This is a genomic window from Denitratisoma sp. agr-D3 (genome assembly GCF_054658675.1).
In genome coordinates this window covers 515924-538077 of sequence record NZ_BAAGIA010000001.1, presented here as the reverse complement: position 1 = coordinate 538077, position 22154 = coordinate 515924, and the positions used below count along the sequence as shown (strand labels likewise).

Genomic DNA, 22154 nt, shown 5'->3' with positions numbered 1-22154 from the left:
TGGACAAAACCATGGCGCTTGGCACGGCCAAGGCCGCTGCTGCCATTGGAAGCCCCGTTTTAGGCCTTGTGGTCCTTCAACAGGTTGTAGAGCTCGTCCTTCAGCTTGAGGCGCTTCTTCTTCAGCGCTTCGAAGGTGTCGTCACCCACCGGCACGCCGCTGCCTTCGAGCTTTTCCACTTCGCTGGTGGCGGCGTGGTATTCGTCGAACAGGCGGGCGAAATGGTTGTTGCTGGTCTTGAGTTGATGGATCGCATCCTTGAATTCGGGGAATTCGTGGTGCAGGTCGTGATGTTCAACAGTCATGGTATCTCCTCGAGAAAGGTTGAAAACTCAGGCCTTGATGTGGCCGGGAATCTTGGGGGTCTCGCACACCACGTCGGCGCACTGGGCCCGATGACGCAAGGCGGCGTCCATCAGCACCAGCGCCAGCATGGCCTCGGCGATGGGGGTGGCGCGGATGCCGACGCAGGGGTCGTGGCGGCCATGGGTTTCCACCAGCACCGGGTTGCCCTGCAAGTCGATGGAACGACGTGGGGTGCGGATGCTGGAGGTGGGCTTGATGGCGATGTTGACGGTGATGTCCTGGCCGGTGGAAATGCCCCCCAGGATGCCACCGGCGTGATTGGTGACGAAACCCTCGGGGGTCATTTCGTCGCCATGGACGGTGCCGCGCTGGGCGACCGCAGCGAAGCCGGCGCCGATTTCGACGCCCTTGACGGCGTTGATGCCCATCATGGCGTAGGCGATGTCGGCGTCGAGACGGTCATAGACCGGATCGCCCCAGCCCACGGGCACGTTGGCGGCGGCGACGGAAATCTTGGCGCCAACGGAATCGCCGTCCTTGCGCAACTGATCCATGTAGGCTTCCAACTCGTCCACGATGGCGGCGTTGGGAGCGAAGAACGGGTTGGCGTCGATGGCCGCCCGATCCAGGAAGGGGATCTCGATGGGACCCAACTGGCTCATCCAGCCGTAAATCTCCACGCCGTAGCGCTGCCGCAGCCATTTGCGGGCAATGGCGCCGGCCGCCACGCGCACGGCGGTTTCCCGGGCAGAGGAACGGCCGCCGCCGCGATAGTCGCGGATGCCGTACTTCTGCCAATAGGTGTAATCGGCGTGACCGGGGCGGAAGCTCTGGGCGATGTTGCCGTAGTCCTTGCTGCGCTGGTCCTGGTTGCGGATCAGCAGGGCGATGGGGGTGCCGGTGGTCTTGCCTTCGAACACCCCGGACAGGATCTCCACCGTGTCGGGCTCGCGGCGCTGGGTGACGTGGCGCGAGGTGCCGGGCTTGCGCCGGTCCAGTTCGGCCTGGATGTCGGCCTCGGACAATTCGAGCCCGGGCGGACAGCCTTCCACCACGCAGCCGATGGCCGGGCCGTGGGATTCGCCGAAGGATGCGACGCGGAACAGGGTGCCAAGAATATTGCCGGACATGGATGAAAAATCAGGACAGTCAAACAACCGGGGCGTCGGCAACCGAGGCCCCGGACAAAAAAGACGACAGGATCAGGCCTTGCCGGCCTCGTCGGCGGGTTCGCCTTCCGGCCAGTCGCGGATATAGGCCTTGAGCATGCGGTTTTCGAAGCTCTGCTCCTCCAACACCGCCTTCGCCACGTCGTGGAAGGAAATCACCCCCATCAACACGGGGCCATCCATCACCGGCAGGTAGCGCATGTGCTGGTCCACCATCAGACGGCGCAGATCGTAAACCTCCATCTCGGGATCAGCCGCCACCGGGTCGCGCACCATGACGGCGGACACCAGAACGGATTCCCACTTGGCGCCACTGGCATGGACCGACTTGAGCACTTCGCGGAAAGTCAGCATGCCGACCATGCGCCCGCCCTCGAAACAGACCAGGGAACCCACGTCCAAATCACTCATGACCGTGACGGCCTCGCCCAAGGTCTTGTCCGGCGAAATCGTGTACAGCACGGTGCCCTTGATCGCAAGAATTTCACTGACTTGCATGGTCTGCCTCCTTTTTTCGGTCCCCGACGGCGGGATCTGCTCTTACGGTGACGGTGCTTATCGTTCCAGTTGGTCCAGCTTGCCCTTGACCTTGACCCATTCGTCAGCGTCGGGCAAGGGATCCTTGCGTTCAATGATGGGCGCCCATTGCTTGGCCAGTTCCGCGTTCAGGGCAACGAAATGCTCCTGCCCGGTCGGCACGTCGTCTTCCGCGAAAATCGCCTCGGCGGGACACTCGGCCACGCACAGGGTGCAATCGATGCACTCATCGGGGTCGATCACCAGGAAATTGAGGCCTTCCCGAAAACAGTCGACGGGGCACACATCCACACAGTCGGTGTACTTGCAGCGGATGCACGACTCGGTCACGACGTACGTCATAATGGTTTCCTACCGTTATTGCTTTACAAACCGCTATTGTAGTGGCTGGGAGGGTGGTCGGGGGGAGAATCCGGCGGACACCGCCCCGCCCTACCCCGGGCATATCGGCCCGATACACCCCCTCTATCCAGTATTTTGATAATCTAACGCCATGTTGAGCCGCCCGCAGCGGGCAGCGCCAACCTCCCAACACACCTAACGGACATACCGAGGATCCTCATGAGCGAACACATTCACCACGTTACCGATGCCACCTTCAAGGCCGAAGTGCTTGATTCCGCCACCCCCGTGCTGGTGGACTACTGGGCCGAATGGTGCGGCCCCTGCAAGATGATCGCCCCCATCCTGGACGAAATCGCCAAGGAATACGCGGGCAAGCTGAAAGTGGCCAAGCTCAACATCGACGACAACCAGAAGGTTCCCGGCGAATACGGCATCCGCGGCATCCCGACCCTGCACCTGTTCAAGGGCGGCAACGTCGAGGCCCAGAAGGTCGGCGCCCTGTCCAAGTCCCAACTGACCGCCTTCATTGACAGCAACCTGTAATACCGCTACATTGCGCCCCGGATTCGCCTGAGTCGGCCCATACCAAGGGCCTAGGCAATCCGGGACCGGCCCGGTCCGGCAGTACGGCGACCCCGGCCACCCCACCGAAAACACCCCGCCTTCCGACCAACCAGACAGACTCCTGTCTGGCAATGACCACATCCCTCACAGGTTTATCCCACAATGCATCTCTCGGAGCTCAAAGCCCTCCACGTCAGCCAGTTGCTGGAAATGGCCAGCACCAACGGCATCGAAGGGGCCAATCGCCTGCGCAAGCATGAACTGATCTTCGCGCTGCTGAAAAACCAGGCCAAGAAAGGCGAAACCATCAGCGGTGATGGCGTGCTGGAAATCCTGCCCGACGGCTTCGGCTTCCTTCGCTCGCCAGATACCTCCTACCTGGCCAGCACCGACGACATCTACATTTCCCCTTCCCAGATCCGCCGCTTCAATCTGCACACCGGCGACACCATCGAAGGCGAAATCCGCACCCCCAAGGACGGCGAGCGCTACTTTGCCCTGACCAAGCTGGACGCCATCAACGGCCAGTCCCCCGAGGCCTGCAAGTCCAAGATCCTGTTCGAAAACCTGACGCCGCTGCATCCCACCCAGCACCTCAAGCTGGAACGGGACATCAAGGCCGAGGAAAACACCACCAGCCGCATCATCGACATCGTCGCCCCCATCGGCAAGGGCCAGCGCGGCCTGCTGGTGGCGCCGCCCAAGAGCGGCAAGACGGTGATGATGCAGCACATCGCCCACGCCATCACTTCCAACCATCCCGACGTGGTGCTGATCGTGCTGCTGATCGACGAGCGGCCCGAGGAAGTAACGGAAATGACCCGCACCGTGCGCGGCGAAGTGGTGGCCTCCACCTTCGACGAGCCCGCCACCCGCCACGTGCAAGTGGCCGAAATGGTGATTGAAAAGGCCAAGCGCCTGACCGAACACAAGAAGGACGTGGTGATCCTGCTCGACTCCATCACCCGCCTCGCCCGCGCCTACAACACCGTGCAGCCCGCCTCCGGCAAGGTGCTGACTGGCGGCGTGGACGCCAACGCCCTGCAAAAACCCAAGCGCTTCTTCGGCGCCGCCCGCAACATCGAGGAAGGCGGCTCCCTGACCATCATCGCCACCGCCCTGATCGACACCGGCTCCCGCATGGACGAAGTGATCTACGAAGAGTTCAAGGGCACCGGCAACATGGAAATCCACCTGGACCGGCGCATGGCCGAGAAGCGGGTCTATCCCGCCATCAACGTCAACCGCTCCGGCACCCGTCGCGAAGAACTGCTGCTGGAGCCCTCCGTCCTGCAAAAGATGTGGGTGCTGCGCAAGCTGCTCTACAACATGGACGACCTGGAAGCCATGGAATTCCTCATGGACAAGATCAAGGCCACCAAGAACAATGGCGAGTTTTTCGACGCCATGAAGCGCGGTTGAGCGATAAACAAAACAGGGCTTGATTCCTCAGGGTTTTTTCTGGATAATCCCGCCCTCCCTGGCCCGCCACATTCACGGGCCGCAGATACCACCAAGGACAAGACACCATGAAAGAAGGCATTCACCCGAACTACGTCGAAGTGGACGTGACCTGCTCCTGCGGCAACAAGTTCAAGACCAACTCCACCAACGGCAAGCCCATCAACATCGAAGTTTGCTCCGAATGCCATCCTTTCTGGACCGGCAAGCAAAAGATCGTTGATACCGCTGGCCGCGTCGAGCGTTTCCGCCAGAAGTACGGCAAGAAGGCCGCCTGATACTCTGCGGCTTTGCGAAAAAGGCAGCCCCGGCTGCCTTTTTTATTTCCCGAACCGAGCCCATCCGCCGATGCCCCGAATCCCCTTGCCGCTGCCCGCCCTGCCGTTGATGTTGTTCTGCGCCGCCTACCTGTTGGCGGGGCTGGTGGGACACGACCCCTGGAAGGTGGACGATGCCGTGCACCTGGGGGTCGCCTATGAGTTCGCCCAGGCCGGCAACTGGTCCCTGCCCCGCCTCGGCCTTGACCCCTGGCTGGCCATGCCGCCCCTCTACCACTGGCTGGCGGCGTTGTTGGGCAAGGTGCTGGGGGGAATGATCGCCTTCCACAATGCCGCCCGCCTGGCCACCGCCCTCTGCGGCGCCCTGTTGTTCTACGGCCTGGCGCGGACGGCGCAACGCCTGCACGGTGACACCGCGGCCCTGGGCGCCCCCCTGCTGGCCATGGGCACGGTGGGCTTGCTGGTCCCCATCCACGAGGCCCAGCCACTGATCGGACTGCTGGCGGCCCAGGCTTTCCTCCATCTGACCCTCGCGCACTTGGCCCATGCCCAGGGCCGGCAGATCGCCCAGGCCGGCGTCGCCGCGGGGCTGTCCATCGCCGCCGGTCTGCTCTGCGTCGGCGCCCTGGCCGCCATTCCGCTCGTTGCCCTGCCCCTGCTTGCCCTGGCCCACCCGGCGTGGCGCGGTCAGCGCAGCCTGGGCATCCTCCTCGCCATCGGCCTCGGCCTGGGTCTCGCCGCCCTCTGGCCCTTCTTGCTATCCCAGCAATCGCCCCATTTGCTGCCAGCCCTGTGGCAAGCCGAACTGGCCAAGCTGACCCCGCCTCCATGGTCGGCGGACACCTTGCAGGACCACCTGGAACTGCTCGGCTGGGCCCCCTGGCCCCTGCTGCCCTTGGCGCTCTGGGCACTGTGGGTGCATTGCCGCCAACTGACAACGCCGGCGTTCTTCCTGCCCCTGCTGGGCAGTCTGTTGGCCTTGCTGCAATTGTTCCTGCTGGCGGAACCCCGCCCCCTCAATCATTTGTTGCTGATCGTGCCCCTGGTGCTGCTGGCCAGCGCCGGCGTGGAAAAACTGCGGCGCGGGGCAGCCAATGCCTTCGATTGGTTCGGCATGATGACCTTCACCCTGATCGGCGCCGTCGTCTGGCTGGGGGGCATTGCCATCATGACCGGCGCGCCAGCCCGGGTCGCCCGGAACTTCACCAAGCCCGAGCCGGGGTTCGTCGGCACATGGTCGACGCCGGCCGTGATCGTGGCGGCCCTGCTCACCCTGTTGTGGCTGTGGTCCCTGCTGCGCCTGCCCAAGTCGCCCTGGCGCTCCGCCACTCACTGGGCCGGCGGCTTGACCCTGATGTGGGGCCTGCTCGCGGCGTTGTGGATGCCCTGGATGGATTACGGCAAGACTTACCGACCCGTGGCCCTGGCCCTAGGTAAGGCGCTGGAACGCTCGGACGAATGCGTCGCGGCCCGCGACCTGGGCGATGCGCAAAAGGCATCCCTGCGTTATTTCATCGGCCTGGTTCCCCAGCCCTATGAAGCCCGCCACCGCTGCCCCCTGTTGCTGGTCCAGGGAGGAAGCCGCAGCGAGACCGTCCCATCGGGGTGGCGCAAGGTGTGGGAAGGCAACCGCCCCGGCGACAAGGGCGAGAAATTTCGACTCTATCGCCGCAATGGCTGAAGGCCAGGCCTGATTGCTTGTGGCCTATTGACCGGCGGCTATTGACTGCCGGCTATTTGCGGCGGAAATAAAACACGAAAACCGGCCCGTCCTGGGTCTCGGTATGCAATAGCGCGTTGCCGGTCTGGCGGGCAAAAGCGACGAAGTCTTTCTGCGAGCCAGGATCGGTGGCGAACACCTTCAGCACCTGGCCGCTGCCCAGTCCGGCCAGGGCCTTCTTGGTGCGCAGGATGGGCAAGGGGCAGGCCAATCCCTTGGCGTCCAGTTCCTGATCGGCAGTAATGGCGGTTGGTTCCGACATGGTCATGTCCTTCGTTTCCGGTGTTTATTGCGGCCGCTGGCCGGGCCTGTCCTTTTCCAACAGGGCGCGGACTTCCCGTAGGCGGGCATCCACCTGGGACTGCTCGTAGAAATCCCCGTCGGTCGCCTTTTGCGCCAGCTGCAACTGCTCCATGGCCCCCTGGAGCAGGCCCTGTTGATAGTAGGCATCGGCCAGCGCCCGGTGTTGACGGAACTCCTTGCCGAGCCCGGCGTAGGCCTTGGCCTGCATCAGATACAGGCGCGCCTCGGTACTGCGGCTTTGCTGCTCCTCGCCCAGCACCTGGAGCGCCTCTTGGTAGCGGCCGGCGTCGAGCAGGGTTTGGGCCAAAAGCAGGCTGACGGCAAACTCGCTGGGATGCTGGGCACGGGCCGCCCGCAGGATTTTCACCGCTGCCGCCGTATCCCCCTTTTTCACCTGGATTTCCGCCGCGAGGGTATCGACCATGGGCGAGGCAACCTTCAATCGCCGCACCTGCTGCAACTCCCGCTCCGCCTGGTCGGGCTTGTTGTCCCGCAGCCAGGCCCGGGCCATGCCGTAGTGAGCCGCGCCTTCCGAAACGTATTTGTGCTCCGCCAGCAGGGTGGAAAAGTCCGTCACCGCTTCTTGCGGCGTGCGCTCCTGGCTGCGCAGTTTGGCCCGTACCAAGTGGAAATCGAGGGAATCCACCACCTGCTTGTAGGGGCGCATCTGGATGCGGTTTTCCATGTCGGAAATCCGCTCCGTGGTCAGCGGGTGGGTACGCAGGTAGCCCGGGGCGCCGTTTTCGTAGATACGACCGAACTTGTCCAAACGAACAAAGAAGTCGCCCATGCCGCGGATGTCGAAGCCGCTCTGTTCCAGCAATTGCAGGCCGATTCGATCCGCCTCCCGCTCGAAGTCGCGGGAATAGCTAAGCTGGCTCTGCACCGCCGCCGCCTGGCCGCCGGCCATGGCGCCCATGGCCAGATCGGGGCGGCTGCGGGCGGCGAGGACGCCCACCGCCAGGGCCAACAGGGAGGCCATCTGGGTCTGCTGCTGGGCACTGACCTGGCGCGCCAAATGGTGCTGGGTGACGTGGGAGACTTCGTGGGCCAGCACCGAGGCCAGTTCCGACTCCGACTGGGCGGCCAGGATCAGGGCGGTATGAACGCCGATGTAGCCGCCGGGCATGGCGAAGGCATTGAGCATGGGGTCGCGCAGGGCGAACACCTCGAAGGTTTGTTGACTGCCTTTTTCGAGGTGCAGCGCCAAACGTCCCACGAGACGACTCAAATAGCCGTTGATCTCCGGGTCGTCGATGTAGGAAGGTTCATGGAGGCGGATGTCGTTCATGGCCTCTTCTCCCACCTTGCGTTCCATCTGGGGAGAAAAATCCACTTGGGCGGACTCCCCGAGACTCGGCAAGCCCTCGCCATAGGCGGGAGCAACAAGGGTTCCAGCAGGGGCGGCCAAGCCCAGGGAAAGGACGATGAAAGGCAACAACTTTTTCATGGCCGGTATGATAACCACTTCCTTCTGGGCGCCCGCCGCCCGTTTAACTTTGCTTACAAGCGACCATGAGCACCGATTCCAGTCCTCCTAGCAGTCCCCTCACCCATTTCAACGCCGAGGGCCAGGCCCACATGGTGGACGTGGGCCACAAGGCCGAAACCCACCGCCTGGCCCGGGCCGGCGGCAGCATCACCATGGCCGCGGCGACCTTGGCGCAAATTCGCCAGGGTGGCGCCGCCAAGGGCGACGTGTTGGGCGTGGCGCGCATCGCCGCGATCCAAGCCAGCAAGCGCACCGGCGAACTGATTCCCCTTTGCCATCCCCTTGGCCTGACCCATGTGAACGTGGTTTTCAGCATCGATGATGAACGCAATGCCGTCCATTGCGAAGTGACCGCCGAAACCTTCGGTCGGACCGGCATCGAGATGGAAGCCCTGACCGCTGTCTCGGTAGCCCTGCTCACCGTCTACGACATGTGCAAGGCCATGGACCGGGGCATGCGCATCGACAACGTCCGCCTCCTGGAAAAGCGCGGCGGCAAGTCCGGCCACTGGCAGGCCGCGTCATGACCGGCCGCGCAACAAGCACCCCGTTGCACGCCGTTGCTTTCGATTTCGACGGCACCCTGGTGGATTCGGCACCGGGCATCCTCAAGGGCATGGCCCTGGCCCTGGCCGAGAACCGGCTCGACCCCGTCGTCCCCCTGCGGGACGACATCATCGGCCCCCCCCTGCGCACCACCCTGGCCCTGATCAGCGGCAGCCAGGACGCCGCGCTGCTGGATCGTCTGACGGCCGACTTTAAGCGCTGCTACGACGGCGGTGGCTACCGGGACACGCGCCCCTACCCCGGTATCGACGCCGCCCTGCGCCGCCTGCACGAACAGGGGACCGCGCTCTACCTGGCCACCAACAAGCGCGGTACGCCCACGCGACTGATCCTCGACCACTTCGGCTGGACGCCCTGGTTTGCCGGGATTTACTGCCTGGACGAACACCCCGACTGCGCCGGCAAAAAACAGATGTTGGGCAAGATCCTCGGCGAGCAGCGCCTGCCCCCGGCGCGCACTCCCTACGTCGGCGACACCGAGGCCGATGCCGATGCCGCCGGCACCCAGGACATGCCCTATCTCCACGTGGCCTGGGGTTACGGCCATGATCTGTCCCCCACGGGTGGCCTGACCTGCGTCGAGCCCGAGGACCTGCCCGACCTGCTGGCGCGACTGCCATGGAATTGATCCTCTGGCGCCATGCCCAGGCGGAAGACCCGCTGCCCGACCAGGACGACCTGGCGCGCGCCCTCACCGGCAAGGGCCGCAAGCAGGCCAAGGCCATGGCACGCTGGCTGCATGCCCGTCTGCCGGCGGATACCCGCATCCTGGTCAGCCCAGCCCTGCGTACGCGGCAGACAGCCGATGCCCTCAAACTGCCCTATACGGTCATCCCCGCCTTGGCCCCGGACGCGGCGCCGGCTGCCCTACTACACGCAGCCGGCTGGCCAGCCCACCCCGAGCCCGTGCTGATCGTCGGCCACCAGCCCACGCTGGGCCTCTTGGCGGCCCGGCTGTTGTGCGGCCGCGAGCAACCCTGGTCGGTGAAAAAAGGCGCGGTCTGGTGGCTCAGGGCCGAAGGTAACGGCGCCAGCCTCGTGTCGGCCCTGTCCGCCGAGCAGCTTTGAAACCGCTGGCGCCGTGCTCGTGCGGTAAAGGTGATACCGGCAACAATGTCGTCCCCGCGCAGGCGGGGACCCAGCGGCTTCAACGCAAAGTGTCAAAGTTTCCACTAGACGTCACCGCCACGTTCCATTGCGCGCGAATTTCATGAGTCCCACAAGAACGAACATGTCGATCCTCAGCTCCCGTCATCTGCCCCTCTTCGCCCTGCTGCTGATCCTGGCCGCCAGCGCCGGACTCTATCTACCCTGGATCGACAATCCCCTGGTGTTCGACGATCCGAACCTGCTCAAATCGCCGGCCCTGGGGGACTACGCGATCATGCCGTTCTCCCTGTCGCCGCGCCAGTTCCCTTACTTCACCCTGGGCATGGAACAGGTGCTCTCCAACGGCAACCTGCACGTCTCCCGCTATGTAGCCTTGATCCTCCACGGCCTCAACGGCTTCCTGCTGTTCGCGCTGGCCCGACGCCTGCTGAACACCATTACCGAACCCAACAAAGCCGCCCTGCTGGCCCTGGCGGCGGGACTGCTGTTCGTGGTCCACCCCGTCTCGGTTTACGCCGCCGGCTACCTGATCCAGCGCACCATCCTCTTCGCCACTTTCTTCCTGCTGCTATCCGCCATCCAGTTCGACAAGGCACTCACCGAAGGCTCCTGGCACCGCGCCGTCTTCGCTGGGCTTTGCTACGGCATGGCTGCCATGTCGAAGGAACACGCCATGCCGGGATTTCTCGTCGTGGCAGCTCTGATTTTTCTGCGCGACTCAACAGCGCAGCGCACCTGCCGCCGACCATTGCTGGCGTTCCTTGCCGTTAGCGCACCGATTGCCGCATGGATCGCCCTCATCAAGCTCGGCTATGTTGCCGTTGCCTATGAACCAGACGTTGGCGAGATCATCGGCAGCAGCGGCTTCCCCGATGCCGGCTCCCGCCTAGGCAACTGGGCCTTGAGTGCCGCCCTCCAATGCGGTTTCTTTTTCCGCTATGTCGCTTTTTGGCTGTGGCCTGATCCGACAGGAATAAGCATCGATATCCGCCCCGACTTCGCCGCCATCACCCATGGTCCATGGCTATTTCTTGCGCCTGCCAGTCTGTTCGTCATGGCCGGCTGCGCCATCTACGGATTCACTTCACGACGGATAAGCCCCAGCCTTCGCCTTGTCGCCTTCGGCCTTTTCTGGATGCTGGTGCTTTTCTCCATTGAGCTGGCCACCATTCGCTTTCAGGAGCCCATCGTGCTCTACCGCAGTTATCTTTGGGCACCCGGCCTGTTACTCGCCGCGGTTGTCCTTAGCATCAAGGCAAAACCCCACGTTGCAGCACCAGTACTGTTGCTGTTGGTGGCGGCCTTGGTTTTCCTGAGCCAGCAACGGCTGGCGACCTTTGCCAGTGAGCTGTCCCTGTGGGAAGAGGCAGCAAACAAAATTCCCAATCTCAGCACCCCGGGTGCCATCCGCATTTTCTACAACCGGGGAATCTTTCGCTTGCGCAGCGGCGATCACGATGGCGCCGAGCAGGACTTTGAATGGGTGATCCAGACCGACCCCAAGGTAGTGCAAGGCTATCTTGGCCGCGCGGCGCTTCGGGTTACTCGACAGGAGTGGCAAGGTGCTGCCGAAGATTTGAGGATAGCCATTCATCTTCGTCCCGATGCAGCAATCTTGCATTACCGGCTTGGACTTGTTCTTAAAAAACTCCACAGACACCAAGAATCCGAAACAGAGATGTCAGAAGCTCAAAGTCTCGGCATGACATCACTCATAGAGCCATCTCCAAACAAAAACCCCGCAGCTCAATAGCTGCGGGGCCATGAAGACTAAGTAGCAATTAGTCTTTTAACGCCACTTCGCCAGTTCCGTCGTACACACAGAATTGGCAGTCAAGGTCCCATTGCCATACGTCCACGTCACAGCAGTCGTTCCAACTTGGGGAGTAACAGTAAAGTTGTTCCCGTTGGCACAAGCGCCGACGTTCTGCAACGTCACGGTCAACACACCTGTCGTTGCGGCCATTTGAATCCGCGCAATCTCATTGCCAAGGGTCGGTGTAGCAGACAAACCAAGGCCGCCAGAAGTTTGTGGATCAGTAAAACCAGTGACAGCGCCTCCAGTATCCGCGGCACCTAATGCAGTAAAACTGCCGCCATTGAACTGGGAGTATTCTGCCAGCGCTTGCTTGATCGGCTCCAAAGCTGCATTAACCTTGGATAGGCGAGCACGAACCATGTAGTCCTGATACTGCGGAATTGCCACTGCGGCCAGGATGCCGATGATGGCCACCACGATCATCAGTTCGATCAGGGTAAAACCTTGTTGAATCTTCTTCATGAAGTTCTCCTTACGGTTGAAATCTGCCGCCGGGGCGGCGAAATGCGCTGAAAAGCACGGAAACGCTTAGGCAAAGCCTGTGCCAAATCCTACCAAAGCCATAAACGGGCCTCAGCGGCGTTTGTCACGATGCCAGTGCGGGGAAGAGACGGGGTTTGCGGCAGAAAGTGACGATTTTCGTCACCCCAAAAGAGAAGATGCGCCACGAGGGCGCATCCTGTTTTCGTCCTGCTCTCGATCAGCCGGCCCGGGTTTTGTGACCGACGGAGGCGCTTTCGATCCAGCGCTTGATGCGGTTGGCGTCGCCGATCCGAGTCAGCTTGCCCCAGGAATCCAGCAGCACGATGATGGTGGGCTTGTTGTTGAACCAGGCCTGCATGACCAAGCACTTACCGGCCTCGTTGATGTAGCCGGTCTTGGACAAGCCGATTTCCCAACTGTTCTGCGTCCGCACCAGGGGGTTGGTGTTGCGGAACATTTCGTTGTGGCCCGCCACGTTGACTTCATATTCGGCGGTGGTGGTGAATTCCCGGATCAGGGGATATTGGTGGGCCGCGGCCACCATGCGCACCAGGTCGCGAGCAGTGGAAACGTTGGCGGAGGTCAGGCCGGTGGAGTCCTCGAAGTGGGTACCGGTCAGGCCCAGGGCCTCGGCCTTGCGGTTCATGGCGGCGACGAAGGCGGGACGACCACCGGGGTAGTAGCGGGAGAGGGACGCGGCGGCGCGGTTTTCAGAGGACATCAGGGCCAGGCGCAACATGTCTTCCTTGGGCAGCTGCGTGCCGACCTTAAGACGGGAACGGGTGCCCTTGAGCATATCCACATCCTCGTCACCGATCACCATCAGTTCCTGCAAATTCGGCTTGGCGTCCAGGCTCACCATGGCGGTCATCAGCTTGGTGATGGAGGCGATGGGCAGCACGGCACCGGCATTCTTCTCGAACAACACGGCACCGGTGGCCTGATCCTGCACCAGGGCGGCCGAGGATTGCAGCACCAGATGGTGGTTGTCCTCACGGAGCGTCGCGCTGTTGGCGGCTTCCGGCGCCACCTTGCGGGCGACGGGCACCGCTTTCTTCTTGGCGACCACGGGCTGCGCCTTGGTCGGCTTGACGCCGGCGTGGGTCTTGCCCGCCTTGGTCGGGGTGGATTTGTTCTTGTCGTGGGCAGCAAGGGCGCTCGGCGCGGCCAAAGAAACCCCCAAAACGGTGACAACGGCAATAACGGTCTGTTTCATAAAGATTTCCCCTTGGCAGCAGACAACATCTGCTGTTCGATATATCTTCTACGGCATTTTATAACAACAAATTAAGGAGATATACCGACTTCCTCAACAAAACATTAAGAAGTGGCAGCGACCTATTTTTCTATTATCGCCGAGCCCGGGGTCCTGTTGTGACAAAAAACACAGAAGCTTTCCATTGGCCGAGATCAAAAAGGGGATGGTGCCCTGTGCCATAATTACGCTTTTTGGGCGATCCAAAAGCAATAAAGGTTTGTCCCGCAGCGACCTCACCCGCGCGCCCCTGCGAAAAGACACCGCCGGCTATCCGCCGACCCTGCTCGATGCGACGAACCCGCCCTGATCATCCGTGTGGAGAAATTGATGACTCAGTCCCAGTCCGCCGTCGCCGCGAGCAACGTTAACGCGCCCGATTACGTCAAACACGCCAAGCTGAAGGCTTGGGTAGCCGAAGTGGCCGCCCTCACCCAACCGGACAACATCGTCTGGTGTGATGGTTCCCAACAAGAAGCCGACCGCCTTTTCGCTGAAATGGTCGAAGCCGGCAGCTTGATCAAGCTCAACCAGGCCAAGCGCCCCAACTCCTATCTGGCCCTGTCCGATCCTTCCGACGTGGCCCGGGTGGAAGACCGCACCTATGTCTGCCCCACCAACAAGGAAGACGCCGGTCCCAACAACAATTGGGAAGATCCGGTCAAGATGAAAGAAAAGCTGCGCGGCCTGTTCGCCGGCTGTATGCGCGGTCGCACCCTGTACGTCATCCCCTTCAGCATGGGCCCCATCGGCAGCCCCATCGCCCACATCGGCGTCGAGCTGTCCGACTCTCCCTACGTGGTGGTCAACATGCGGGTAATGACCCGCATGGGCCGCGCCGTGCTGGACCAGTTGGGTAGTGACGGCGAGTTCGTGCCCTGTCTGCACTCCGTCGGCGCGCCGCTGGAACCCGGTCAGAAGGACGTGAAGTGGCCCTGCAACGCCACCAAGTACATCTGCCATTTCCCCGAAACCCGCGAAATCTGGTCCTTCGGCTCCGGCTATGGCGGCAATGCCCTGCTCGGCAAGAAGTGCTTCGCCCTGCGCATCGCCTCCACCATGGCCCGCGACGAAGGCTGGCTGGCCGAACACATGCTGATCCTGGGCGTCGAGTCTCCCGAAGGCAAGAAGTCCTACGTGGCTGCCGCCTTCCCCTCCGCCTGTGGCAAGACCAACTTTGCCATGATGATCCCGCCCAAATCCCTGGACGGCTGGAAGGTCACCACGGTCGGCGACGACATCGCCTGGATCAAGCCCGGTGCCGACGGCAAGCTGTACGCCATCAACCCCGAAGCTGGTTTCTTCGGCGTCGCTCCCGGCACTTCCGAGAAGACCAACTACAACGCCCTGGCCACCCTCAAAGAAAACGTCATCTTCACCAACGTCGCCCTGACCGACGACGGCGATGTGTGGTGGGAAGGCATGACCAAGGAAGCCCCGGCTCACCTGATCGATTGGCAAGGCAAGGACTGGACGCCCGAAGACGGCAAGGCTGGTCGCAAGGCAGCCCACCCCAACTCGCGCTTCACCGCCCCTGCCAGCCAGTGCCCGTCCATCGACGCCGCCTGGGAAGATCCCGCCGGCGTGCCGATTTCCGCCTTCATCTTCGGCGGCCGCCGCTCCACCACCGTGCCCCTGGTGTACGAAGCCTTCAACTGGAACTTCGGCGTCTACATGGCCTCCACCCTCGGCTCCGAAACCACGGCCGCCGCCACCGGCGCCCAGGGCATCGTCCGTCGCGACCCCATGGCCATGCTGCCCTTCTGCGGCTACCACATGGGCGACTACTTCAACCACTGGCTCAAGATCGGCCACCAGGTTGAACATGCGCCCCGCATCTTCACCGTCAACTGGTTCCGCCAGGACGCCGACGGCAAGTTCATCTGGCCCGGCTTCGGCGACAACATGCGCGTGCTGAAGTGGATCGTCGGTCGTTGCAGCGGCCAGGCCGATGCCCGCCAGACCGCCCTGGGTTGGATGCCGGCCTACGAGGATATCGACTGGACCGGCCTCGACGCCATGAGCAAGTCCGAGTTCGAGGCCCTGACCAGCGTGGACACCGCCGCTTGGCGCGAGGAACTGAAGCTCCATGCCGAATGGTTCGACAAGCTGAAGAGCCGCCTCCCCCGGGAGCTGACCCTCAAGCTGGAACTGTTCGAACTGGGCATGGTGGACTAAGCCAGCTCAAGTTGTTCCGATCATGGCCACCCGCGGGTGGCCATTTTTTATGGTCCGCCGCCTGAAGGAATCCACGTCATGCAAATCGCCGAGCGAATGAAAGACATTGCCCCCTTCCACGTCATGGAACTGGTGCAAAGGGCCAAGGCGCTAGAGGCCGCCGGGCGCGACATCATTCACATGGAGGTCGGGGAGCCGGACTTCCCGACGCCGCCCGCCATCGTTGCCGCGGCTCAGCAAGCCATCGCCGACGGCAAGGTGTTCTACACCCACGCCCTGGGTTTGCCGCAATTGCGGGAAGCCATTGCCCAGGACTACCGCGCGCGCTTCGGCGTCGATGTGGCGGCGGAACGCATTGTCATCACCAGTGGCGCCTCCGCCGCCTTGCTGATGGCCCTCGGCGTCCTGGTGAACCCCGGCGACGAGATCCTGCTGGCCGACCCCGGCTACCCCTGCAACCGGCATTTCGTCCGGCTTTTCGAAGGGGTGCCGCGCGCCCTGGCGGTGGACGCAAGCACACACTTTCAACCCACCGCCCGCCAAGTGGCCGAACAATGGACAAGCCGCACCCGCGGCCTGATGGTGGCCAGCCCGGCCAATCCCAGTGGGACGCTGATGCCGCAGCAGGCGTTGACGGCCATCCTGGCCGAGGTGCGTCGTCGCGGCGGAACGCTGCTGATGGATGAAATCTACCAAGGGCTGGTCTACGGCGTGCCGGCGAGCAGTGCCGCCGCCTTGGGCGAGGACCTCTTCATCATCAACAGCTTTTCCAAGTACTTCGGCATGACCGGCTGGCGCCTGGGCTGGATGGTGGTGCCGCCGGAAGCCCTGCGTGCCGTTGAGAAGCTGGCGCAGAACCTCTACATCTCGCCGCCGACACCGGCCCAGTACGGCGCGTTGGCCGCCTTCGAGTCCGACACATTGGCATTACTGGAACAGCGTCGATGCCTATTCCAGGAACGGCGCGACATCCTGCTGCGGGGCCTGGCCGATTGCGGCATCGCAGTGCCCGCCCAGCCGGACGGCGCCTTCTACGTCTATGGCGACGTTTCAGCTCTGACCGACGACAGTTACACCTTTGCCCTGGAACTACTGGAACACGCTGGCGTCGCCGTCACCCCCGGCCTGGACTTCGGCGACACCCAACCCAAGCGCTACATGCGCTTCGCCTACGCCGTCGCTGCGGAGAAAATCGAGGAGGGCATTGCCCGGATCAAGCGCTTCGTCGCCATGCGTTGAAATGAAAAACGCACGGGCCGACAGCACCCGTGCGTTGAATACGTGGCCGACCTTGCGGTCGGCCAACCACCGATTCGCCTCAGGAAGGACGGGAGCCGGTGGGGAAAGGCCAAGCAGCGGCCGGATTCAAGGAAGACTTGATGCCGGGCGTTGCAGCGGTGGAAGGCGTTGCGGCAGGCGCAGCAGGCGCAGCGGCCTTCTTCACAGCGGGAGCCTTTTTCGCAGCAGGCTTGGCTGCGGGCTTCTTGGCAGCGGGCTTGGCAGCGGGCTTCTTCGCCACGGGCTTCTTGGCGGCGGGCTTGGCAGCGGGCTTCTTCGCCACGGGCTTCTTGGCGACGGGCTTGGCAGCAGGCTTTTTCGCCACGGGCTTCTTGGCGGCGACAGCCTTCTTGGCCACGGGCTTCTTAGCAACAGGCTTCTTGGCAGCCACGGGCTTCTTGGCGACAGCCTTCTTCGCCACGGGCTTCTTGGCGGCGACAGCCTTCTTGGCTACGGGCTTCTTAGCAGCCACGGGCTTCTTGGCAACGGCCTTCTTCGCCACGGGCTTCTTGGCGGCGACAGCCTTCTTGGCAACGGGCTTCTTAGCGGCCACGGGCTTCTTGGCAGCAGGCTTCTTCGCCACGGGCTTCTTGGCGGCGACGGCCTTCTTCGCCACAGGCTTCTTAGCAGCCACGGGCTTCTTGGCAGCAGGCTTCTTTGCTACGGGTTTCTTAGCTGCTGCGGGCTTCTTGGCAACAGGTTTCTTTGCAGCCGCGGGTTTCTTTGCGGCAGCGGGCTTCTTGGCAGCAGGCTTCTTAGCCGCCGGTTTCTTGGCTTTGGTCTCAGCCATGGGAACCTCCTAAAGGACAAGGGAACAAGGAAAACACCACTACTGCTTTTACATCTACAACCCGAATTGGGTATGCGTGCATTATTCACTGCAATCATGCAAAGGAAAGCAATGAATTCCTCACGTTTTTCCGCCCATCACTTCATTTAAGAACGCAGAACGGGAAACGTTGCGGAGACTAGCAAACGTATTCCTGGTTCACTCGCCACGTTGCACAGCTGCATACGCAACTGTCTCAATCCCACGACAACGCGCCTCCCGTCTGGTATTCGATGACGCGGGTCTCGAAGAAATTTTTCTCCTTCTTGAGGTCGATCATCTCCGCCATCCAAGGGAAGGGATTCTCCTCGCCAGTGAACATCGTATCGAGGCCGATCTGCTGGCAGCGCCGGTTGGCGATGTAGCGCAGATAGCCCTTGAACATTGAGGCATTGAGGCCCAGCACGCCACGCGGCATGGTGTCCTCGGCGTAGGCGTACTCCAGGTCCACGGCCTTCTTGAACAGTTCCCGCAACTCCGCGCGGAACTCGGCGGTCCACAGTTGCGGGTTCTCCAGCTTGATCTGGTTGATCAGGTCGATGCCGAAATTGCAGTGCATCGACTCGTCGCGCAGGATGTACTGGTACTGCTCGGCGGCACCGGTCATCTTGTTCTGCCGCCCCAGGGCCAGGATCTGGGCGAAACCGACGTAGAAGAACAGCCCCTCCATCAGGCAGGCGAAGACGATCAGGCTCTTCAGCAACTGCTGGTCTGCCTCGGCAGTGCCGGTGCGGAATTCGGGGTTGGTGAGCACGTCGATGAAGGGAATGAGGAACTCGTCCTTGGCCCGGATCGAGGGAACCTCGTGATAGGCGTTGAAAATCTCGCCCTCGTCCAGCCCCAGGCTTTCGACGATGTACTGGTAGGCGTGGGTATGGATCGCCTCTTCGAAGGCCTGGCGCAGCAGGTACTGGCGGCACTCCGGCGCGGTGATGTGGCGGTAGGTGCCGAGCACGATGTTGTTGGCGGCCAAGCTGTCGGCGGTGACGAAGAAGCCCAGGTTGCGCTTGACGATGCGCCGCTCGTCCTCGGACAGGGCAGCAGGGTCCTTCCACTGGGCGATGTCCCGCGCCATGTTGATTTCCTGGGGCATCCAGTGGTTGGCGCAACCGGCCAGGTACTTGTCCCAGGCCCACTTGTACTTGAAGGGCACCAACTGGTTCACGTCGGTGCCACCGTTGATGATGCGCTTGTCCTCTACCCGGATGCGGCGCAGGGCGGCATCCCCGGCCTCGTCTTCCCGGTCGGCCGGGGAGGGGCGGAGGAAACCGCCATCGCGGCCGGCGGTGAAACCGCCCGTGGAGGCGGGTGCAGCAAAGGACAGGTCTTCTTCGAACATGGTTTTCCTCCGGCTTTATTGGCAAGCTTCGCAATCGGGATTGTCTATGGAGCAGAACTGGGCCTCGGCCTGGGGTTCTGCCGCCACGGCGTTGAGGGCCCCAGCCTTGGTGGTGGACTTCTCGGCATGGGTGGCACCCAGGGTGCGCAGGTAGTAGGTGGTCTTCAGGCCGCGCTGCCAGGCCAGCTTGTAGGTCTCGTCGAGCTTGCGGCCCGACGCGCCGGCCATGTAGATGTTGAGGGACTGGGCCTGGTCGATCCATTTCTGGCGCCGGGAAGCTGCCTCCACCAACCAGGCGGGGTCGATCTCGAAGGCCGTGGCGTAGAGGTCCCGCAATTCCTGGGGCACGCGGTCGATGCGGGCCAGGGAGCCGTCGAAGTACTTGAGGTCGGCGATCATCACCTCGTCCCACAGGCCGAGGGCCTTCAGGTCGCGCACCAGATGCTCGTTGGCCACGGTGAATTCGCCGGACAAGTTGGATTTGACGTAGAGGTTCTGGTACTCGGGCTCGATGCAGGCCGAGACGCCCACGATGTTGGAAATCGTCGCGGTGGGGGCAATGGCCACGCAATTGGAGTTACGCATGCCCACCTGGGCGATGCGCTGGCGCAGGGCGTCCCAATCCAGGCTGGCGGAACGATCCACCTCCAGATAGCCGCCCCGTTCCCGGGCCAGCAGGTCCAGGCTGTCCTGGGGCAGGATGCCCTGATCCCAGAGGCTGCCCTTGAAGCTGGAATAGCGACCCCGTTCCTCGGCCAGATCGGTACTGGCCCAATAGGCGTGGTAGCACACGGCCTCCATGGAGCGGTCGGCAAACTCCACCGCCGCCTGGGAGGCGTAGGGAATGCGCAGCTCGTGCAGGCAGTCCTGGAAGGCCATGATGCCCAGGCCCACCGGGCGGTGGCGGACGTTGGAATTGCGCGCCTTGTCCACCGCGTAGAAATTGATGTCCACCACGTTGTCCAGCATGCGCATGGCGGTGCGGATGGTCTTTTTCAGCTTGTCCTGGTCCAGCTGGCCGTCCCGCAGGTGGGCCAGCAGATTCACCGACCCCAGGTTGCACACCGCGGTTTCCGTGGCGGAGGTGTTGAGGGTGATCTCGGTACACAAGTTGGAGCTATGGACCACGCCGACGTGCTGTTGGGGAGAGCGGATGTTGCAGGGATCCTTGAACGTCACCCAGGGATGCCCGGTCTCGAACAGCATGGTCAGCATCTTGCGCCACAGGGACAGGGCCGGCACCCGGCGGAACAGCTTGATCTCGCCCCGGTCGGCCTTTTCTTCGTAGCGGACGTAGGCCTCCTCGAAGGCGCGACCGTATTTGTCGTGCAGGTCGGGCACGTCGGAAGGGGAGAACAGGGTCCATTCGCCGGACTCCATGACCCGCTTCATGAACAGATCGGGAATCCAGTTGGCGGTGTTCATGTCGTGGGTGCGGCGCCGGTCGTCGCCGGTGTTCTTGCGCAGGTCGAGGAATTCCTCCAGGTCCAGGTGCCAGGTTTCCAGATAGGCGCAGACGGCGCCCTTGCGCTTGCCGCCCTGGTTCACCGCCACCGCCGTGTCGTTGACCACCTTGAGGAAGGGAATCACCCCCTGGCTCTTGCCGTTGGTGCCCTTGATCCGCGCGCCCAGAGCCCGCACATTGGTCCAGTCGTTACCCAGGCCGCCAGCGTATTTCTGCAACAGGGCGTTCTCCCGGATGGCGCCGAAAATCTGGTCCAGATCGTCGTCCACCGTGGTCAGGTAGCAGGAGGAGAGCTGGGAATGCAGGGTGCCCGAATTGAACAGGGTGGGGGTCGAGCTCATGAAGTCGAAGTTGGACAACACCTCGTAGAACTCGATGGCCCGGGTTTCCCGATCTATCTCATTGAGGGCCAGGCCCATGGCCACGCGCATGAAGAACACCTGGGGCAACTCGATGCGGCGTTCCTCGATGTGGAGGAAATAGCGGTCGTAAAGGGTCTGCAAACCCAGATAGCCGAACTTCAGGTCGCGCTTGGCATCCAGGGCCTGTCCCAGACGCTGCAGGTCGAACTGGGCCAGGCGCGGGTCGAGCAGTTCCGCCTGGATGCCCGTGCGGACGAAATGGGGGAAGTACTCGGCGTAACGCTGCGCCATGGCCTCCTGCCCCACCTCTTCGCCCAGCACCTCGCGGCGGATGGTGTGCAGCAGCAGGCGCGCTGTGACGTAACTGTAGGCGGGATCCTTCTCGATCAACACCCGGGCGGAAAGGATGGCGGACTTGCGCACTTCCTCGATCGGCACCCCGTCGTAGAGGTTCTTCAGGGTCGCGGCGAAGATGGCGGCGGGGTCGACCACGTCCCCCAGGCCTTCGCAGGCGGCGTCGAGCAGGTCGTGCAGGGCTTCCTGGTCCAGGGGATGGGCGACGCCGTCCTCCACCACGTTGAGGGCCAGTTCCGGTTGCAGGGCCGAGCGCTTCTGGCTGCGCTCCTGGGTCCGCCGTTCCCGGTAGAGGACGTAGGCCCGGGCCACGTCGTGCTCGCCGGAACGCATCAGGGCCAGTTCCACCTGGTCCTGGATGTCCTCGATATGCACCGTGCCGCCGTGGGGCTGGCGGCGCAACAGGGCGGCGATCACCGCCTCGGTCAAGCGCGCCACCATTTCCCGCACCCGGGCCGACACGGCGCCCTGGCCGCCGGTCACGGCGAGAAAAGCCTTGGTCAAGGCAATGGAAATCTTGGCGGGCTCAAAACCCACCACGGCGCCGTTGCGCCGAATCACCTTGAATTCGGGGATGGCGGTTCTGGAGGCTGGCGAGGGATCGGGGGAAAGATCGGGGGGAAGAGGCTTGGAGATCACATCGTCAGTCGCTAACCGCATCTTGGGACTCCCTGAAAGGAAAGGGGTGAAGGGGACAGTCATGCTCGACACAAAACACTATATCTAGTGTCTATATGTCAGATTGACACTAATTCTAGTGTTGCCCATCGGGCACCGCAATACACCCAATCGAAAAAAAAGAAGAAATTTTTCACGCCCGAAGAATGAAACGTCGTGACGTGCCAAGGATGCAAAACACCCACGGCGATAGACGGGGTTGGCGCTGACGAGAAGGTGTGCGGATGCAGGCATCCGGATATCCAGCGCCGGATTCCGCGCA

At 62.7% G+C, this 22154-nt stretch carries 21 protein-coding genes; 10 read left to right on the top strand and 11 right to left on the bottom strand.

The window, feature by feature from the left end:
• Positions 1-59: 59 nt before the first annotated feature.
• The 4 genes from ACYQ2U_RS02570 to fdxA form a co-directional block, all read right to left on the bottom strand.
• Positions 60-305 (bottom strand): YdcH family protein, encoded by a 246-nt coding sequence (locus tag ACYQ2U_RS02570; protein ID WP_459948768.1) that lies wholly within the window; start codon positions 303-305, stop codon positions 60-62.
• A 27-nt stretch (positions 306-332) separates the two neighbouring features.
• A complete protein-coding gene (gene aroC / locus ACYQ2U_RS02565) occupies positions 333-1436 on the bottom strand; it encodes a chorismate synthase (protein ID WP_459948767.1) in 1104 nt (367 codons plus the stop codon).
• A 72-nt stretch (positions 1437-1508) separates the two neighbouring features.
• The gene (locus ACYQ2U_RS02560; protein ID WP_459948766.1) at positions 1509-1973 is read right to left on the bottom strand and encodes a CBS domain-containing protein; all 465 of its coding nucleotides are present in this window, start codon (positions 1971-1973) and stop codon (positions 1509-1511) included.
• Between the two features lie 57 nt (positions 1974-2030).
• Positions 2031-2354 (bottom strand): ferredoxin FdxA, encoded by a 324-nt coding sequence (gene fdxA / locus ACYQ2U_RS02555; RefSeq protein WP_459948765.1) that lies wholly within the window; start codon positions 2352-2354, stop codon positions 2031-2033.
• 219 nt (positions 2355-2573) lie between these two features.
• Between fdxA and trxA the strand changes: the two genes are divergently transcribed.
• From trxA to ACYQ2U_RS02535, 4 genes are all read left to right on the top strand, one after another.
• Positions 2574-2900, top strand: a complete 327-nt coding sequence (trxA, locus tag ACYQ2U_RS02550) for a thioredoxin TrxA (RefSeq protein WP_459948764.1) — start codon at positions 2574-2576, stop codon at positions 2898-2900.
• A 183-nt stretch (positions 2901-3083) separates the two neighbouring features.
• Positions 3084-4343: a transcription termination factor Rho gene (rho, locus tag ACYQ2U_RS02545; RefSeq protein WP_459948763.1), complete on the top strand. Its 1260-nt coding sequence runs from the start codon at positions 3084-3086 to the stop codon at positions 4341-4343.
• 107 nt (positions 4344-4450) lie between these two features.
• The gene (rpmE, locus tag ACYQ2U_RS02540; RefSeq protein ID WP_459948762.1) at positions 4451-4660 is read left to right on the top strand and encodes a 50S ribosomal protein L31; all 210 of its coding nucleotides are present in this window, start codon (positions 4451-4453) and stop codon (positions 4658-4660) included.
• Between the two features lie 70 nt (positions 4661-4730).
• The gene (locus ACYQ2U_RS02535) at positions 4731-6341 is read left to right on the top strand and encodes an ArnT family glycosyltransferase (protein WP_459948761.1); all 1611 of its coding nucleotides are present in this window, start codon (positions 4731-4733) and stop codon (positions 6339-6341) included.
• Positions 6342-6393: 52 nt separating this feature from the next.
• On the opposite strand, the gene ACYQ2U_RS02530 is transcribed toward ACYQ2U_RS02535, so the two are convergent.
• Positions 6394-6624 (bottom strand): sulfurtransferase TusA family protein, encoded by a 231-nt coding sequence (locus ACYQ2U_RS02530; RefSeq protein ID WP_459949234.1) that lies wholly within the window; start codon positions 6622-6624, stop codon positions 6394-6396.
• Positions 6625-6666: 42 nt separating this feature from the next.
• The gene (locus tag ACYQ2U_RS02525) at positions 6667-8133 is read right to left on the bottom strand and encodes a M48 family metalloprotease (RefSeq protein ID WP_459948760.1); all 1467 of its coding nucleotides are present in this window, start codon (positions 8131-8133) and stop codon (positions 6667-6669) included.
• Between the two features lie 65 nt (positions 8134-8198).
• Here ACYQ2U_RS02525 and moaC point away from each other — a divergent pair, with 65 nt between their 5' ends.
• The 4 genes from moaC (at position 8199) to ACYQ2U_RS02505 (ending at position 11605) form a co-directional block, all read left to right on the top strand.
• Positions 8199-8702, top strand: a complete 504-nt coding sequence (gene moaC, locus ACYQ2U_RS02520) for a cyclic pyranopterin monophosphate synthase MoaC (RefSeq protein ID WP_459948759.1) — start codon at positions 8199-8201, stop codon at positions 8700-8702.
• A complete protein-coding gene (locus ACYQ2U_RS02515; protein ID WP_459948758.1) occupies positions 8699-9370 on the top strand; it encodes an HAD family hydrolase in 672 nt (223 codons plus the stop codon). The genes moaC and ACYQ2U_RS02515 overlap by 4 nt, the downstream gene beginning before the upstream one ends.
• Positions 9361-9810: a SixA phosphatase family protein gene (locus ACYQ2U_RS02510; protein ID WP_459948757.1), complete on the top strand. Its 450-nt coding sequence runs from the start codon at positions 9361-9363 to the stop codon at positions 9808-9810. The genes ACYQ2U_RS02515 and ACYQ2U_RS02510 overlap by 10 nt, the downstream gene beginning before the upstream one ends.
• Positions 9811-9973: 163 nt before the next feature.
• Positions 9974-11605 (top strand): tetratricopeptide repeat protein, encoded by a 1632-nt coding sequence (locus ACYQ2U_RS02505; RefSeq protein ID WP_459948756.1) that lies wholly within the window; start codon positions 9974-9976, stop codon positions 11603-11605.
• A 36-nt stretch (positions 11606-11641) separates the two neighbouring features.
• Here the strand turns inward: ACYQ2U_RS02505 and ACYQ2U_RS02500 are convergent, their stop codons facing one another.
• Both ACYQ2U_RS02500 and pbpG read right to left on the bottom strand, forming a co-directional pair.
• Complete coding sequence (locus ACYQ2U_RS02500; protein WP_459948755.1) at positions 11642-12133, bottom strand: pilin; 492 nt, start codon at positions 12131-12133, stop codon at positions 11642-11644.
• Positions 12134-12371: 238 nt separating this feature from the next.
• Entirely contained in the window at positions 12372-13370 is a 999-nt protein-coding gene (pbpG, locus tag ACYQ2U_RS02495; RefSeq protein WP_459948754.1) for a D-alanyl-D-alanine endopeptidase, read from the bottom strand.
• A 369-nt stretch (positions 13371-13739) separates the two neighbouring features.
• Between pbpG and ACYQ2U_RS02490 the strand changes: the two genes are divergently transcribed.
• Together ACYQ2U_RS02490 and ACYQ2U_RS02485 are read left to right on the top strand one after the other, a co-directional pair.
• Complete coding sequence (locus ACYQ2U_RS02490) at positions 13740-15587, top strand: phosphoenolpyruvate carboxykinase (GTP) (RefSeq protein ID WP_459948753.1); 1848 nt, start codon at positions 13740-13742, stop codon at positions 15585-15587.
• A gap of 78 nt (positions 15588-15665) precedes the next feature.
• Entirely contained in the window at positions 15666-16826 is a 1161-nt protein-coding gene (locus tag ACYQ2U_RS02485; protein ID WP_459948752.1) for a pyridoxal phosphate-dependent aminotransferase, read from the top strand.
• A 79-nt stretch (positions 16827-16905) separates the two neighbouring features.
• Here ACYQ2U_RS02485 and ACYQ2U_RS02480 read toward each other — a convergent pair whose 3' ends face one another.
• From ACYQ2U_RS02480 to ACYQ2U_RS02470, 3 genes are all read right to left on the bottom strand, one after another.
• The gene (locus tag ACYQ2U_RS02480) at positions 16906-17655 is read right to left on the bottom strand and encodes a histone H1-like DNA-binding protein (protein WP_459948751.1); all 750 of its coding nucleotides are present in this window, start codon (positions 17653-17655) and stop codon (positions 16906-16908) included.
• Between the two features lie 235 nt (positions 17656-17890).
• Positions 17891-19033, bottom strand: coding sequence for a ribonucleotide-diphosphate reductase subunit beta (locus tag ACYQ2U_RS02475; RefSeq protein WP_459948750.1), 1143 nt, complete (start codon positions 19031-19033; stop codon positions 17891-17893).
• 15 nt (positions 19034-19048) lie between these two features.
• Positions 19049-21874, bottom strand: a complete 2826-nt coding sequence (locus ACYQ2U_RS02470; protein ID WP_459948749.1) for a ribonucleoside-diphosphate reductase subunit alpha — start codon at positions 21872-21874, stop codon at positions 19049-19051.
• Between the last annotated feature and the right edge of the window lie 280 nt (positions 21875-22154).